This window comes from Mycobacterium sp. (assembly GCF_032162105.1).
Classification (GTDB): domain Bacteria; phylum Actinomycetota; class Actinomycetes; order Mycobacteriales; family Mycobacteriaceae; genus Mycobacterium.
Genome location: NZ_JAVRPS010000733.1, coordinates 1 through 13,576 on the forward strand (window position 1 = coordinate 1; position 13,576 = coordinate 13,576).

The 13,576-nt window shown below is 68.3% G+C and carries 12 protein-coding genes and 1 pseudogene; 5 read left to right on the top strand and 8 right to left on the bottom strand.

Annotated features, from left to right (window positions below):
- Positions 1–664, bottom strand: a 664-nt coding sequence (tal, locus tag QOC69_RS36920; protein WP_526447948.1) for a transaldolase, incomplete at its 3' end; no start/stop codon positions are given.
- Between the two features lie 17 nt (positions 665–681).
- Entirely contained in the window at positions 682–2,775 is a 2,094-nt protein-coding gene (gene tkt, locus QOC69_RS36925) for a transketolase (protein ID WP_526447950.1), read from the bottom strand.
- A gap of 195 nt (positions 2,776–2,970) precedes the next feature.
- Here tkt and QOC69_RS36930 point away from each other — a divergent pair, with 195 nt between their 5' ends.
- Positions 2,971–3,891, top strand: a complete 921-nt coding sequence (locus QOC69_RS36930) for a heme o synthase (protein WP_526447952.1) — start codon at positions 2,971–2,973, stop codon at positions 3,889–3,891.
- Positions 3,892–3,901: 10 nt separating this feature from the next.
- On the opposite strand, the gene arfB is transcribed toward QOC69_RS36930, so the two are convergent.
- Entirely contained in the window at positions 3,902–4,333 is a 432-nt protein-coding gene (gene arfB / locus QOC69_RS36935; RefSeq protein ID WP_526447954.1) for an alternative ribosome rescue aminoacyl-tRNA hydrolase ArfB, read from the bottom strand.
- A gap of 52 nt (positions 4,334–4,385) precedes the next feature.
- Complete coding sequence (locus QOC69_RS36940; protein WP_526447956.1) at positions 4,386–5,360, bottom strand: quinone oxidoreductase family protein; 975 nt, start codon at positions 5,358–5,360, stop codon at positions 4,386–4,388.
- An 18-nt stretch (positions 5,361–5,378) separates the two neighbouring features.
- Between QOC69_RS36940 and QOC69_RS36945 the strand changes: the two genes are divergently transcribed.
- The gene (locus QOC69_RS36945; protein ID WP_526447958.1) at positions 5,379–6,317 is read left to right on the top strand and encodes an ATP-grasp domain-containing protein; all 939 of its coding nucleotides are present in this window, start codon (positions 5,379–5,381) and stop codon (positions 6,315–6,317) included.
- Here the strand turns inward: QOC69_RS36945 and QOC69_RS36950 are convergent.
- The 4 genes from QOC69_RS36950 to mptB all read right to left on the bottom strand — a co-directional run bounded on the left by QOC69_RS36950 (position 6,267) and on the right by mptB (position 10,760).
- Positions 6,267–7,178, bottom strand: a complete 912-nt coding sequence (locus QOC69_RS36950; protein ID WP_526447971.1) for a COX15/CtaA family protein — start codon at positions 7,176–7,178, stop codon at positions 6,267–6,269. The genes QOC69_RS36945 and QOC69_RS36950 overlap by 51 nt on opposite strands.
- 167 nt (positions 7,179–7,345) lie before the next feature.
- Positions 7,346–8,119 carry an ABC transporter permease gene (locus QOC69_RS36955; protein ID WP_526447960.1) on the bottom strand — a complete coding sequence of 258 codons (774 nt, stop codon included), beginning with the start codon at positions 8,117–8,119 and terminating at the stop codon, positions 7,346–7,348.
- Positions 8,116–9,048, bottom strand: a complete 933-nt coding sequence (locus tag QOC69_RS36960; RefSeq protein WP_526447962.1) for an ABC transporter ATP-binding protein — start codon at positions 9,046–9,048, stop codon at positions 8,116–8,118. Before QOC69_RS36960 ends, QOC69_RS36955 begins: the two co-directional genes overlap by 4 nt.
- Positions 9,045–10,760: a polyprenol phosphomannose-dependent alpha 1,6 mannosyltransferase MptB gene (mptB, locus tag QOC69_RS36965; RefSeq protein WP_526447964.1), complete on the bottom strand. Its 1,716-nt coding sequence runs from the start codon at positions 10,758–10,760 to the stop codon at positions 9,045–9,047. The genes QOC69_RS36960 and mptB overlap by 4 nt, the downstream gene beginning before the upstream one ends.
- 130 nt (positions 10,761–10,890) lie before the next feature.
- Here mptB and QOC69_RS36970 point away from each other — a divergent pair, with 130 nt between their 5' ends.
- The 3 genes and pseudogenes from QOC69_RS36970 to QOC69_RS36980 form a co-directional block, all read left to right on the top strand.
- Positions 10,891–11,634, top strand: a complete 744-nt coding sequence (locus QOC69_RS36970; RefSeq protein WP_526447966.1) for a helix-turn-helix transcriptional regulator — start codon at positions 10,891–10,893, stop codon at positions 11,632–11,634.
- Positions 11,631–13,058, top strand: a complete 1,428-nt coding sequence (sufB, locus tag QOC69_RS36975; RefSeq protein ID WP_526447968.1) for a Fe-S cluster assembly protein SufB — start codon at positions 11,631–11,633, stop codon at positions 13,056–13,058. The genes QOC69_RS36970 and sufB overlap by 4 nt, the downstream gene beginning before the upstream one ends.
- A pseudogene (locus QOC69_RS36980) lies at positions 13,058–13,576 on the top strand (Fe-S cluster assembly protein SufD); the annotation flags it as partial. The gene sufB and the pseudogene QOC69_RS36980, both read left to right, overlap by 1 nt.

The window sequence follows — 13,576 nt, forward strand, 5'->3', positions numbered from 1 at the left end:
CGCCGATCGCTTCGAGTCGTTTGTCGATCTCGGTGTCGACCCGCGACACGAAGAACGAGGCGACGGAGTGGATCTTGGAGAGGTCGTGGCCGGCTTCCTTGGCCTTCTCCAGCCCGGCCAGGTACGCATCCATGACGGCCTCGTGCCGCTCGACCGAGAAGATCAGGGTCACGTTCACGGAGATGCCCTCGGCGATGACCGCGGTGATCGCAGGCAGGCCGGCCAGCGTCGCGGGGATCTTGATCAGCAGGTTGGGCCGGTCGACGATCTTCCACAGTTCGATGGCCTGCAGGATGGTCTTGTCGGTGTCGTGGGCGAGTCGCGGGTCCACCTCGATGGACACCCTGCCGTCGACGCCTCCGGAGGCCTCGTAGGCCTTCGCCAGGACGTCGCAGGCGTTGCGGACGTCGTCGGTGGTGACGGTGCGGATGGTGGCGTCGACGTCGGCGCCACGCTCGGCCAGCTCGGTGACCTGCGCGTCGTAGGCAGTGCCCTTCGACAGCGCGGCCTGGAAGATCGACGGGTTCGTGGTGACACCCACGACACTGCGGCTGTCGATGAGGTTCTGCAGGTTCCCTGATTGCAGTCGCTCACGCGACAGGTCGTCGAGCCAGACGGATACGCCTGCGGCACTCAGCGCCGCAAGATTCGGGTTCTGAGTCATTTGGTGCTCCTTTTTCGTCAGTTGTCCATCGATCGTTCCGCGGCGGCCACTACGGCCTCCGGGGTGAAGCCGAACTCGCGGAACAACGTCTTGTCGTCGGCCGAGGCACCGTAGTGCTCGATCGACACGATCTCGCCGGTGTCACCGACGAGTCTGTGCCAGCTCTGCGCGATACCCGCCTCCACGGCCACGCGCGCCGACACCTCCGGTGGGAGCACGCTGTCGCGGTACTCCTTGGACTGGCTCTCGAACCACTCCACACAGGGCATCGACACCACATAGGCGGTGATGTCCTTCTCCGCCAACTGCTTACGGGCCTCAACCGCCAGCTGAAGCTCGGAGCCGGTGCCGATGATGATCACGTCGGCGTCGTCGGTGGGGTTGCCGCCGCCCAGCACGTAGCCGCCCTTGGCCACACCCTCGGCGCTGGTGCCCTCCAGCACCGGAATGCCCTGCCGGGTCAGGATGAAACCGACCGGGCCGCTGCTCGCGCCACGCGCCACGATGGTGCGCCACGCGTGGGCGGTCTCGTTCGGGTCACCGGGCCGCACCACGGACAGGTTGGGGATGGCCCGAAGTGCCGCCAGGTGCTCGATCGGCTGGTGGGTGGGGCCGTCCTCACCCAGTCCGATGGAGTCGTGCGTCCAGACGTAGATGGTGTCGATGTCCATCAACGAGGCGAGCCGCACGGCGGGACGCATGTAGTCGGAGAACTGCAGGAACGTGCCGCCGAAGGCGCGGGTCGGGCCGTGCAAGACGATGCCGGACAGGATCGCGCCCATGGCGTGCTCGCGGACACCGAAGTGCAGGACGCGGCCGTACCAGTCGGCGGTGTAGTCCTCAGTCGAGATGGACGGCGGCCCGAACGACTTCACTCCCTTGATGGTGGTGTTGTTACTGCCCGCCAGGTCCGCCGACCCGCCCCAGAGTTCGGGCAGCTTGGGCGCAACGTCGTTGAGCACCTGACCGAATGCAGCCCGGGTGGCCAGTGGCTTGGAGCCCGGTTCCCAGTAGGTCAGGTCGGCGTCCCAGCCCTCGGGCAGTTCATGGGCCAACAGGCGATCCAGCAGTTTTCTGCGTTCGGGCTCGCGCTCGGCCCACGCGTCGAACTCGCTCTGCCATTTCTGGTGGGCCTCGCGACCGCGGTCCACCAGCTTGCGGGTGTGCTCGATCACCTCGTCGCGAACCTCGAACGTCTTGTCGGGATCGAAGCCGAGCATGCGCTTGGTGGCGGCGATCTCCTCTTCGCCGAGGTCCGAGCCGTGCGCCTTGCCGGTGTTCATCTTGTTCGGCGCCGGATAGCCGATGATGGTGCGGACCGCGATGAACGAGGGCTTGTCGGTGACGGCCTTGGCCGCCGCGATCGCCTCCTCGATGGCGACCACGTTCTCGCCGCCCTCCACGACCTGCACGTGCCAGCCGTACGCCTCATAGCGGGCGGGGGTGTCCTCGGTGAACGCGATGTTGGTGTTGTCCTCGATCGAGATCTCGTTGTCGTCGTAGAACACGATGAGGTTGCCCAGCTGCTGGGTGCCCGCAAGTGACGACGCCTCCGACGTCACGCCTTCCTCCATGTCGCCGTCGGAGGCGATCACGAAGATGTGGTGGTCGAACGGGCTGGTGCCGGGCGCGGCGTCGGGATCGAACAGCCCGCGCTCGTACCGCGACGCCATCGCCATGCCCACCGACGACGCCAGACCCTGCCCGAGCGGTCCGGTGGTCATCTCCACACCCTCGGTGTGGCGGAACTCCGGGTGTCCGGGTGTCTTGGACTTCCAGGTGCGCAGCGACTCGATGTCGGAGAGCTCCAACCCGAATCCGCCGAGGTACAGCTGGATGTAGAGCGTGAGGCTGCTATGTCCGGCGGACAGCACGAAGCGGTCGCGACCCAGCCAGTGCACATCGCTGGGGTCGTGGCGCATCTGCCGTTGAAACAGGGTGTATGCCAGCGGCGCCAGGCTCATCGCCGTGCCCGGATGGCCGTTGCCGACCTTGTGCACCGCGTCGGCCGCGAGCACCCGGACGGTGTCGACGGCAAGCGTGTCGACCTCGGTCCAGTCGTCCGGGTGGTTGGGGCGGGTGAGCGCGGAGATCTCTTCCACTGTGGTCACGAGCGAGCTCCTCGGGTTGGCTAGCTGTCCACCAATACCCTAGTGCGGAATGCCGCAGCGTCGCAGGCCGCGTCGACCAAGTTTGTCGGGCGTTCACGGGAACCGACCCTGCCTTGTTCGAAGCGCCCGAACGCGGTCTACCATCGTCTGTAGTAGAAGCCGCGCGCTGCCGCGAACCACCGAGGAGTCAACTGCGTGAGCATTCGCGAGCGCGTCGCGCAGAGCCGAACACGCACCACGCTCCTGGCATACGTGGCGCTGACGAAACCGCGGGTGATCGAGCTGCTGCTCGTCACCGCCATTCCCGCGATGCTTCTGGCACACCGGGGCACGGTCGACCCGCTGCTCATTCTCAACACCCTGGTAGGCGGCCTGCTGGCCGCGGCGGGCGCCAACACCCTGAACTGTGTCGCTGACGCCGACATCGACAAGGTGATGAAGCGCACCGCGCGGCGGCCGCTGGCGCGGGAGTCCGTGCCCACCCGGCACGCGCTGATCTTCGGCCTGGTGCTGTCCGTCGCGTCGTTCGCCTGGCTGTGGTGGACCACCAACCTGCTTTCGGGTCTGCTGGCCATCGCCACGATCTTGTTCTACGTCTTCGTCTACACCTTGCTGCTCAAGCGCCGCACCTCGCAGAACGTGGTGTGGGGCGGTGCGGCCGGCTGCATGCCGGTGATGATCGCCTGGTCGGCGGTCACGGGAACCATCCAGTGGCCTGCGCTGGTGATGTTCGCGATCATCTTCTTCTGGACGCCGCCGCACACCTGGGCGCTGGCGATGCGCTACAAGGACGACTACAAGGCGGCAGGCGTGCCGATGCTGCCCACCGTGGCCACCGAGCGGCAGGTCACCAGGCAGATCCTGATCTACACATGGCTGACCGTGGTGACCACCCTGGTTTTGGCGTTGGCCACCGGCTGGCTGTACGCGTCGGTCGCGCTGCTCGCCGGCGCGTGGTTCCTGGTGATGGCTCACCAGTTGTACTCCGGCGTCAAGCGCGGCGAGCCGGTGAAGCCGCTGCGACTGTTCCTGCAGTCGAACAACTACCTGGCCGTCGTGTTCTGCGCACTGGCGGTCGATTCCGCGCTGGCGTTGCCGACGGTGTTCGGGCGCTAGCTTCCACGGATTAACTCGCGTCCCAGCCTCCGCGACGGAGGTGCTTGGTCTGGCCACGACGCTTCTTGTCCTCGATCCGGCGCTCCTTCGAGCCTCTGGTGGGCTTGGTCGGCCTTCGTATCGGGGAAGGTGCGGCGGCGGCGTCGCGAAGCAGGCGCGCCATGCGCTCGCGCGCGGCGGCGCGGTTCTGGAGCTGGGCGCGATGCTCACTCGCCGTAACCCTGAGCACGCCGTCGGAGAGGCGACCCCCCAGTCGACGGAGCATTCGGTGTCGGAGCCACTCCGGTACCGCCGGTGAACGGGCCAGGTCGAACGACAGCTCGACCCGGCTGTCAGCCGTGTTCACCCCCTGCCCGCCGGGGCCGGAGGACCTGGAGAAGCGTTCACTCAAATCGGACGCGGGAATCACCAGGGCCCGCGACACGATCAGGTCCTCGGCCACGTCGACAAGGGTAGAACGCGCAGCCGTGCGCGTCCGGTATCTGCGCCCGGTCTCAGGGCACCAACACCACCGAGCCGACGGTCTTGCGCCCCTCCAGGTCACGGTGCGCGTCGGCGGCATCGGCCAGCGGGTAGCGATTGCTCACCGTGATCTCGATGGTGCCCTTGGAGATTGCGTCGAGCAGTTCGCCCGCGCGCCAGCCGAACTCGTCGGCGGTGCGGGTGTGGTGCGCCAGGGTCGGCCGGGTCAGGAAGACCGAACCGGCGGCATTGAGCCGCTGCGGATCGACCGGCGGCACCGGCCCGCTGGCCGCACCGAACAGTGCCAACGTGCCGCGCAGCGCGAGGCTGGCCAGGCTCGCGTCGAACGTCGACGCGCCGACCCCGTCGTACACCGCAGCAACACCGTCGCCCCCGGTGAGTTCCCGGATCCGAGCGCCGAACTCGGTGGCGTCGTCGGGGTAGTCGAGCACCTCCACGGCACCGGCCATGCGGGACAGGTCGGCCTTCTCGCGCGTCGACACCGTGGTGATCACCCGTACTGCCAGGCTGGTGGCCCACTGCGTCAGGATGAGGCCGACTCCGCCGGCTCCGGCGTGCAGCAGGACGGTGTCGCCCTGCTGCACGGGATAGGTGGACTTGATCAGGTAGTGCGCGGTCATGCCCTTCAACAGCGACGAGGCCGCCACTTCGGCGGGCACGCCGTCGGGCACGTAGGCCACGAAATCGGCGGGTGCCACGCAGAATTCGGCATAGGCGCCGACTGCCTGTGCGGTGACAACCCGGTCGCCGACGCCAAGGGCGGCCACGTCGTCACCGACCGCGGCGATGGTGCCGCACACCTCGGTGCCGACGACGAACGGTGTCTCCCGTGGGTAGAGGCCCGACCGGAAGTAGGTGTCGATGAAGTTGACACCGATCGCCTCAGCCTTGATCAGCACCTGGCCAGGGCCGGGGGAGGGCTCCGAGCGCTCGACGTAGTTCAGGACTTCGGGACCGCCCGTTTCGGCGACTTCGATGGCGTGCATGCCACCTATCATTCCAAGGTGAAACTCGCTAGGCCCGACGTTCGCCATCCGCACATCGTCTTCGCAGGTTGCCGCGCTCTCGTGGAGGGCGACGGTGACGATGCGGGGCTGGTGGCGGCGCTGCGGTCACGGGGCCTGCACGCCCGCTGGCTGTCCTGGGACGATCCAGAGGCCGCGCGCGCCGATCTGGTGGTCGTGCGCGCCACATGGGACTACACCGAGCGGCTCGACGAATTCCTGGCCTGGACGCGACGGGTGCCCAATCTGTTGAATGCACCGGACGTGGTGTCGTGGAACACCGACAAGCGCTACCTGGCCGACCTGGCCGCGGCAGGGGTGCCAACGGTGCCCAGCCGGTTCTTCGCCCCTGGCGAGCCCCTGCGCTTGTTCAGCGGTGAGGTGGTCGTGAAACCCGCAGTCGGTGCGGGATCTGTTGGCGCGCAACGGTTCACCGATCCCGACGCGGCGCGCGAGCACGCCGCGACGTTGCAGGCCGATGGGCGCACCGTGCTGGTGCAGCCCTACGACGCGCGGATCGCCGACGGCGAGACGGCGATGGTGTTCCTCGCGGGCCGCCAGTCCCACGCGTTCACCAAGGGGCCGATCCTTCCGCCGCCGGGAAGCAGACCGGACTTCGACGACTCCGGCACGTACGCCGAGGAGTCGCTGCGGCCCGCCGAGCCGGACTTCGAGCTGTGGGAGGTCGGCCACGCCGCGCTGGCCGCTGCCGCCGACCGCCTCGGCATCGTGCCGTCGGAGTTCCTCTACGCCCGCGTCGACGTGATCGGCAGCCCGCAGGATCCGCGGCTGCTGGAACTGGAGTTGGTCGAGCCGTCGCTGGGCTGGCGGCAGCTCGGTGCGGCCGACCGGGCCAGGCAGCAGCGCGAATTCGCCATCGGCGTCGAGTCAGCCCTCGACCGGCTCGGGCTCGGCCCGTTCTCGCATCGAGGCCCATAGCGCCGCGGTGGCCGCCGTACACGCGGCCGCCCCTGCGACGTGCACGGCGACCAGTGCCGCGGGCACGCCCGTGAAGAACTGCACCGTGCCGACCAGGCCCTGCGCACACACCAGGGCCAGCAGCACGCCCCACCGCAGCACCACCGGCCGCGGCGCGCGCACTGCAAGCAGCGCGAAGCCAAGGCCGACGATCAGGGACAGGTAGGCCACCAGCAGCGTCGAGTGCAGGTGCACCAGCGTGGTGATCTCCACCTGCAGCCGCGGTACGGGCTGTTCGACGCTCTTGTCGCCTGCGTGCGGCCCTGCGCCCGTCACCAGCGTGCCGGTGACGAGCACCGCCGAGAGCGTCACCGCCGTCAGTACGGTCAACCAGCGCAGAGGCTTCGGCACGCGGAGCGTTGCGACGCCGGAGTCGGGTTCGCCGATCTTGACGTACAGCTGCACTGACAGCCAGACCATGGTCATCGACGCCAGGAGGTGGATCGCGACGGTCCACCAGAGCAGACCGGTCAACACGGTGATGCCGCCGATGACGGCCTGCACGACCGTCGAGGCAGGCATCAGCCACGCGTAGACCAGGACTTCGCGACGTCTGCGGGCGCGGGTCACCGTCAGCACCGCAAGGGCCGCGGTGAGCACGACGAGGAAGGTGATCATCCGGTTGCCGAACTCGACCGCCTGATGGATCACCGGCACCTCGGCGACCGCGACCGGGGTGAAGCTGCCGGGGAAGCACTGCGGCCAGGTGGGGCAGCCAAGGCCGGACGCGGTGACGCGGACGATCGCGCCGGTGACGGCGATACCGCCCTGGGTCAGCACGACCGCGGCGGCCACCAGCCGTTGCGTCCGCAGGCTCGGCATGGGCAGCACGTCCACCAGCCGCAGCAACAACCGTCCGACGGGCACCGACCGATCGTAGATCAGCATCAACTACAGGATGTAGTAGGGCTCGACTTCGGCCAAGGTAGACGGTGGCCGAGGTGGACGGTTAGGTGAAGTCATGTCCTCCCAAGCGCCGGTTGCGTCGGTCAGGTGAAGCGGAACCAGCGCAGCGCGCACAGGGCTGCGACCGCACCCCACACCGCAAGCACCGCCACCCCGAACCAGTCCACGGACGGCGTCATCGCCTGAGTCAATGCCTCAGTCAGCGCGCCGGACGGCGTCAGCCTGGCCACCCATTGCACGCCGTGCGAGACCATGCCGCCGCCGAGTGTCAGCGCGCCAAGGCCTGCGAAGACGAACCACAGCAGGTTGGCGACCGCCAGCACGATCTCGGCGCGCAGGGTGCCGCCCAACAGGAGGCCAAGCGCGGCGAACCCGGCAGTGCCGAGCGCGATGATCACCGCCCCCAACGCCAGCCCGGCGATCGCCGGGCGCCAGCCCAGCGCAAAGCCGATGGCGCCCAACAGAATCGACTGAAGGAACACCACGGTCACGACGGCTAGCGACTTGCCCGCGATGATCCCCCACACCGGAAGCGCGGTCGCGCCAAGTCGTTTCAGTGCGCCGTAACGCCGGTCGAAGGCCACCGCGATGGCCTGGCCGGTGAAGGCCGTCGAGATGACGGCGAGAGCCATGATCGCCGGGACGAAACTGGCCGCCCGGTTGTCCCCGAACGAGCCAAGGGGCAGCAGCGTCAGGCCGACCAGCAACGTGATCGGGATGAACATCGTCAGAAGCAGCTGTTCACCGTTGCGCAGCAACAGCTTCAGCTCGAGGCCGAACTGCGCGGCCAGCATCTTGGGGACCGTCGCCGGCCGCGGATCGGGGGTGAACGTGCCTGGTGCGAAGCGGTTCGTCACGGCCTCAGCTCCCGCCCGGTCAGGTCGAGGAAGACGTTCTCGAGGCTGCGCTGCTCGACGCGCATGTCGGTGGCAAGGACGTCCAGTCGCGCGCACCAGGCGGTGACGGTGGCCAGCACCTGAGGGTCGACGTGGCCCTCGACCAGGTACTCGCCTGGCATCGTCTCGATCGCCCGGTAGCTCTCGGGGAGGGCCGAAATCAGCAGCGAAAGATCGAGTTTCGGTGGCGCGGAGAAGCGCAGCTGGTTCTCCGCGCCGCGCCCCATGAGCTCGGTAGGAGTTCCGGCGGCCACCGCGACGCCGCGGTCGATGATCACCAACCGGTCCGCGAGCTGTTCGGCCTCGGTCAGTTGGTGGGTGGTGAGGACCACCGTGACGCCGTCGCGGCGCATTCCGTCGATCAACTCCCACACCACGATTCGGGCGTGCGCGTCCATGCCCGCGGTCGGCTCGTCGAGGAACACCAGCTCGGGCCTGCCCACCACCGCGCACGCCAGCGCGAGGCGTTGCTGCTGTCCGCCGGACAGGCGCCGATAGGTGGTGCGGGCGGACTCGGTCAGGCCGAGGGTGTCCATCAGCCACGCCGGGTCGAGCGGGTTGGCCGAGTACGCGGCGACCAGAGCGAGCATCTCCCCGGCGCGCGCCGCCGGATAGCCGCCGCCACCCTGCAGCATCACGCCGATGCGTTCGCGCACCTTGGCGTTGTCGGCGGCGGGATCCAGGCCGAGGATTTCGATCGTGCCGGAGTCCGGCCGGATGAACCCCTCGCACATCTCGACGGTGGTGGTCTTGCCAGCGCCGTTCGGCCCGAGCAGGGCCAGCACCTCAGCCCGCTGCACCTCGAGGTCGAGCCCGTCGACCGCCGTCGTCGACCCGTACCGCTTGCTGACCCCGCGCAACAGCACGGGGACGTCTGAACGGGAGGTCACGGGTACTTAGCGTAAGCGTCCGGTTTGGCAGCCGGTGTCGACGGTGGTCCGGACGCGGCCCCGCCCGACGGTCCCTCCGGCGACCCGGTGCCGTTGACGTCGGGCAGCGGGCGCCAGGGCAGCCTGCGGTAGGTGATCGCGATGAGGAGAGCCACGATGACGAGGCTCGCCAGCGTCGCGTCGAGGATCTGGAACAACGCGAACCGGTCGCCGTTTGCTGTCGGGCCGAATATGCCCACCACCAGCGTGATCGCGATGGCGGTGCCGCGGAATCCCGGGCGGGTCGCCCACGTCGCCAACGGGATGATCGCCCACAGCAGGTACCAGGGCTGCACCACCGGGAACAGCAGGATGGTCGCGCCGAGCGCGACGCCGAGGCCGCCGACCGGGTGCAGTCGGCCGCGCAACACGGCCAGCAGCAGGTAGGACACCAGAATTGCGATGAGGATCACACCCATGGCGCGGGTCAGGCCCAGGATGGCCGTGGTGTGGTCACCGACTCCGAGCAGAATGCCCACCTGACCGGTGCCGAGGGCGAGCAGCGTCGGCGGCGACATCCACGATCGGACGACGTTCGCCGTGCCGAGTGTGAACAGCCAGCCGAAGCCGAGGCCGCTGGCCCAGCCGACCAGCGCGATCACCGCCATCGACAGCGCGGTCAGCGATCCGCCCGCAATCACGAACGCCTTGAAGGTGCCGCCCCACCGGCACGCCAGCGCCATCGCCACGAAGCCCACCGCGAGCAGTGACGGCAACTTCACCTGCGACGACAGCGCGATCAGCACGGTGCCGGCGATGAGCATCGCCATCGGCATCCATCGGACCCATTCGTCGCGACCGCGCGGCCAATGCAACGGCCGGGGCAGCAGTGGCCCTGCGGCGTGTGCCCCCCGCAGGGCGAACTCGGTGCCCGCCAGCATCAGACCCAGCATCAGGGCCTCGTTGTGGATGCCCGCGACGAGGTGCATGAACAGCAGCGGGTTGCACGGCCCGAGCCACAGCGCACTGACCTCGGCCACCCCGCATCGCCGCGCCAGACGCGGTGTGGCCCAGACGATCAGGCCCACGCCGAACAGCACCACGATGCGGTGGCACAGCACCGCGGCGACGATGTTCTCGCCGGTCAGCTCCGAGATGCCGCGCCCGATCCACAGGAACAGCGGCCCATACGGCGCGGGCGTCTCGCGCCACATGTTCGGGACCGACAGGGTGAACACGTGGTCGAGGCCGAGCCCCGTCGCAGGCCCGACGCGATACGGGTCGAGCCCGAGCAGCGAGATCTGACTCTGCGCGAGGTAGGAGTAGACGTCCCTGCTGTACATCGGCGGCGCGATCAGCAGCGGGAGCGCCCACAGCAGCAGGGTGCGGTCCATCTGGCTGCGCGACATGCGCCTGCTGCCGAGCGCGAAGCGGCCAAGCATCAGCCACGCCAGCGCCATCATCACCGCGCCGGTCGTGGTCATCGTCAGCGAGACGGTCTGGATGCGGGACGGCAGGTTCAGCAGCCGCACCCCGAACGTGGGATCCTGGACGACGGGACGGGCGCCCGCACCGAGCGCTCCGATCGCCATCAACACGGTGCCCGTCGCGCCGAAGACGCGGGTGCGCCGCAGCGCGGCCACCTCGCTTGCGACGAGCGGCGACCCGACGGTCGACTCGTCGGCGTGCCAGCGGGCGACGGCCGTGCTGAGGGACCGTAGGCGGGCGGCCATCCCAGCAGCGTAGCTGCGGCCCTCCCGGCGCCGTAGCCGCCGATGTGTAAGGGTCGCCTTGCTAGCACCCCTTCCCGAATTCCGTCACAATGGTGTTGTGAAATTAGGTTCGGAGACTACGAGCGCGGCTTTGGCCGGATTGCCGGCGTCCGCCGGCGGCGCCGCGCCGACCTCCGACGGCCATACCCGGCGCGCGATCGTCCAGCTGTTGCTGGAGGGTCCGGTCACGGCCGGCCAGATCGGTGAACGACTGGGCATCTCCGCGGCAGGCGTGCGTCGGCACCTCGATGCGCTCATCGAAATCGGTGACGCCGAGTCCAACGCCGCGGCCAGCTGGCAGCACAACGGCCGGGGCAGGCCCGCCAAGCGGTACCGGCTCACGGCCGCGGGGCGCGGCAAGCTGGAACACACCTACGACGACCTTGCGGTCGCGGCCATGCGGCAGCTGCGGGAGATCGGTGGCGACGAAGCCATCCACACGTTCGCGCGCCGTCGCATCGACACGATCCTGGCCGGGGTGTCCGACGCCTCCGACGGTGACGTCAAGGGTGCGGCGGACCGGGTCGCCTCCGCGCTCACCGAAGCGGGTTACGCGACCACCACGACGCCGGTCACCGGACCGCTTGGCGGCGTGCAGATCTGTCAGCACCACTGCCCGGTATCGCACGTGGCCGAGGAATTCCCCGAGCTGTGCGAGACCGAACGCGAGGCCTTCGCCGAGATCCTCGGCACCCACGTCCAGCGGCTGGCCACCATCGTCAACGGCGACTGCGCGTGCACGACGCACGTCCCGCTCGGCCCCGAGAAGCAACCAACCATTCGACGCACAGCCCGCGTCGAAACCGTCACCACCCAGCAAGGAGCGTCGAGATGACGACCACCCCGGATCAGCTCACCCAAGATGAAGCCATCGCCTCTCTTGGCAATTACGGCTACGGCTGGTCTGACTCGGACGTCGCAGGCGCCAGCGCGCAGCGCGGCCTGAGCGAGGCCGTGGTGCGCGACATCTCGTCGAAGAAGAGCGAGCCCGAGTGGATGCTCGACGTCCGGCTGAAGGCGCTGCGCACCTTCGGGAAGAAGCCGATGCCGAACTGGGGCTCCAACCTCGAGGGCATCCACTTCGACAACATCAAGTACTTCGTGCGGTCGAGCGAGAAGCAGGCCGCCACGTGGGACGACCTGCCCGCCGACATCAAGAACACCTACGACCGACTCGGCATCCCCGAGGCGGAGAAGCAGCGCCTGGTGTCCGGCGTGGCGGCACAATACGAATCCGAGGTCGTCTACCACTCGATCCGCGAGGATCTGGAGGCCCTCGGCGTCATCTTCCTCGACACCGATACCGCGCTGCGCGAGCACCCCGAGATGTTCAAGCAGTACTTCGGCACCGTGATCCCCGCCGGGGACAACAAGTTCTCCGCGCTGAACACCGCGGTGTGGTCCGGCGGCTCGTTCATCTACGTGCCCAAGGGCGTGCACGTCGACATCCCGCTGCAGGCCTACTTCCGGATCAACACCGAGAACATGGGTCAGTTCGAGCGGACGCTGATCATCGTCGACGAGGACGCCTACGTGCACTACGTCGAGGGCTGTACCGCGCCGATCTACAAGAGCGACTCGCTGCACTCGGCGGTCGTCGAGATCATCGTGAAGCCGGGTGGCCGTTGCCGTTACACGACGATCCAGAACTGGTCGAACAACGTCTACAACCTGGTCACCAAGCGGGCGCGCGCCGAGGCCGGCGCCACCATGGAGTGGGTCGACGGCAACATCGGATCCAAGGTCACGATGAAGTACCCGGCGGTGTGGATGACCGGTGAGCACGCCAAGGGTGAGGTGCTCTCGGTGGCGTTCGCCGGCGAGGGACAGCACCAGGACACCGGCGCCAAGATGCTGCACCTGGCGCCGAACACGTCGTCCAACATCGTCTCGAAGTCAGTGGCCCGCGGCGGTGGCCGCACGTCCTACCGCGGCCTGGTTCAGGTCAACAAGGGCGCACACGGATCGCGCTCCAGCGTGAAATGCGATGCGCTGCTTGTCGATACCATCAGCCGCAGCGACACCTACCCGTACGTCGACATCCGCGAGGACGACGTCACGATGGGCCACGAGGCGACGGTGTCGAAGGTCAGCGAGGACCAGCTGTTCTATCTGATGAGCCGCGGCATGACCGAGGACGAGGCGATGGCCATGGTGGTGCGAGGGTTCGTCGAGCCGATCGCCAAGGAACTCCCGATGGAGTACGCGCTGGAATTGAACCGGCTCATCGAGCTGCAGATGGAAGGCGCGGTCGGATAGTGACTGAGGCGAGCGAAGCGACGGGATTAGGCGGGGCGCAGAATCTGACGGAGTCGCTGGAAGGCCGCAACAAGGGCGAACTGTTCACCTCGTTCGACGTCGACGCCTTCGAGGTGCCCGGCGGACGCGACGAGCTGTGGCGGTTCACCCCGCTCAAGCGCCTGCGCGGCCTGCACGACGGATCCGCGCCCGCGACCGGGAGCGCGCTCATCGAGGTAAGTGACCGGACCGGGGTGACGGTGGAATCCGTGCGTCGCGGTGATGAGCGGCTCGGCCAGGCGGGTGTTCCCGCTGATCGGGTTGCGGCGCAGGCATTCTCGTCGTTCAACCAGGCGACCATCGTCACCGTGACGCGGGCCGCCACGCCCGAGCAGCCGGTCGAGATCACCGTGACCGGTCCGGGCGAGGGCGCGACGGCATACGGCCACCTCCAGATCCGGGTCGACGAGCTCGCCGAAGTCGTCGTCGTCATCGACCAGCGCGGCAGCGGAACCTACGCCGACAACGTCGAATTCGTC

Coding starts and splice junctions, on each gene's coding strand:
- QOC69_RS36940 (WP_526447956.1), bottom strand. CDS start 5,360: ATGCACGCCATCGAAGTCGCCGAAACGGGCGGTCCCGAAGTCCTGAAC.
- QOC69_RS36950 (WP_526447971.1), bottom strand. CDS start 7,178: ATGCCGAGCCTGCGGACGCAACGGCTGGTGGCCGCCGCGGTCGTGCTG.
- mptB (WP_526447964.1), bottom strand. CDS start 10,760: ATGGCCGCCCGCCTACGGTCCCTCAGCACGGCCGTCGCCCGCTGGCAC.
- sufB (WP_526447968.1), top strand. CDS start 11,631: ATGACGACCACCCCGGATCAGCTCACCCAAGATGAAGCCATCGCCTCT.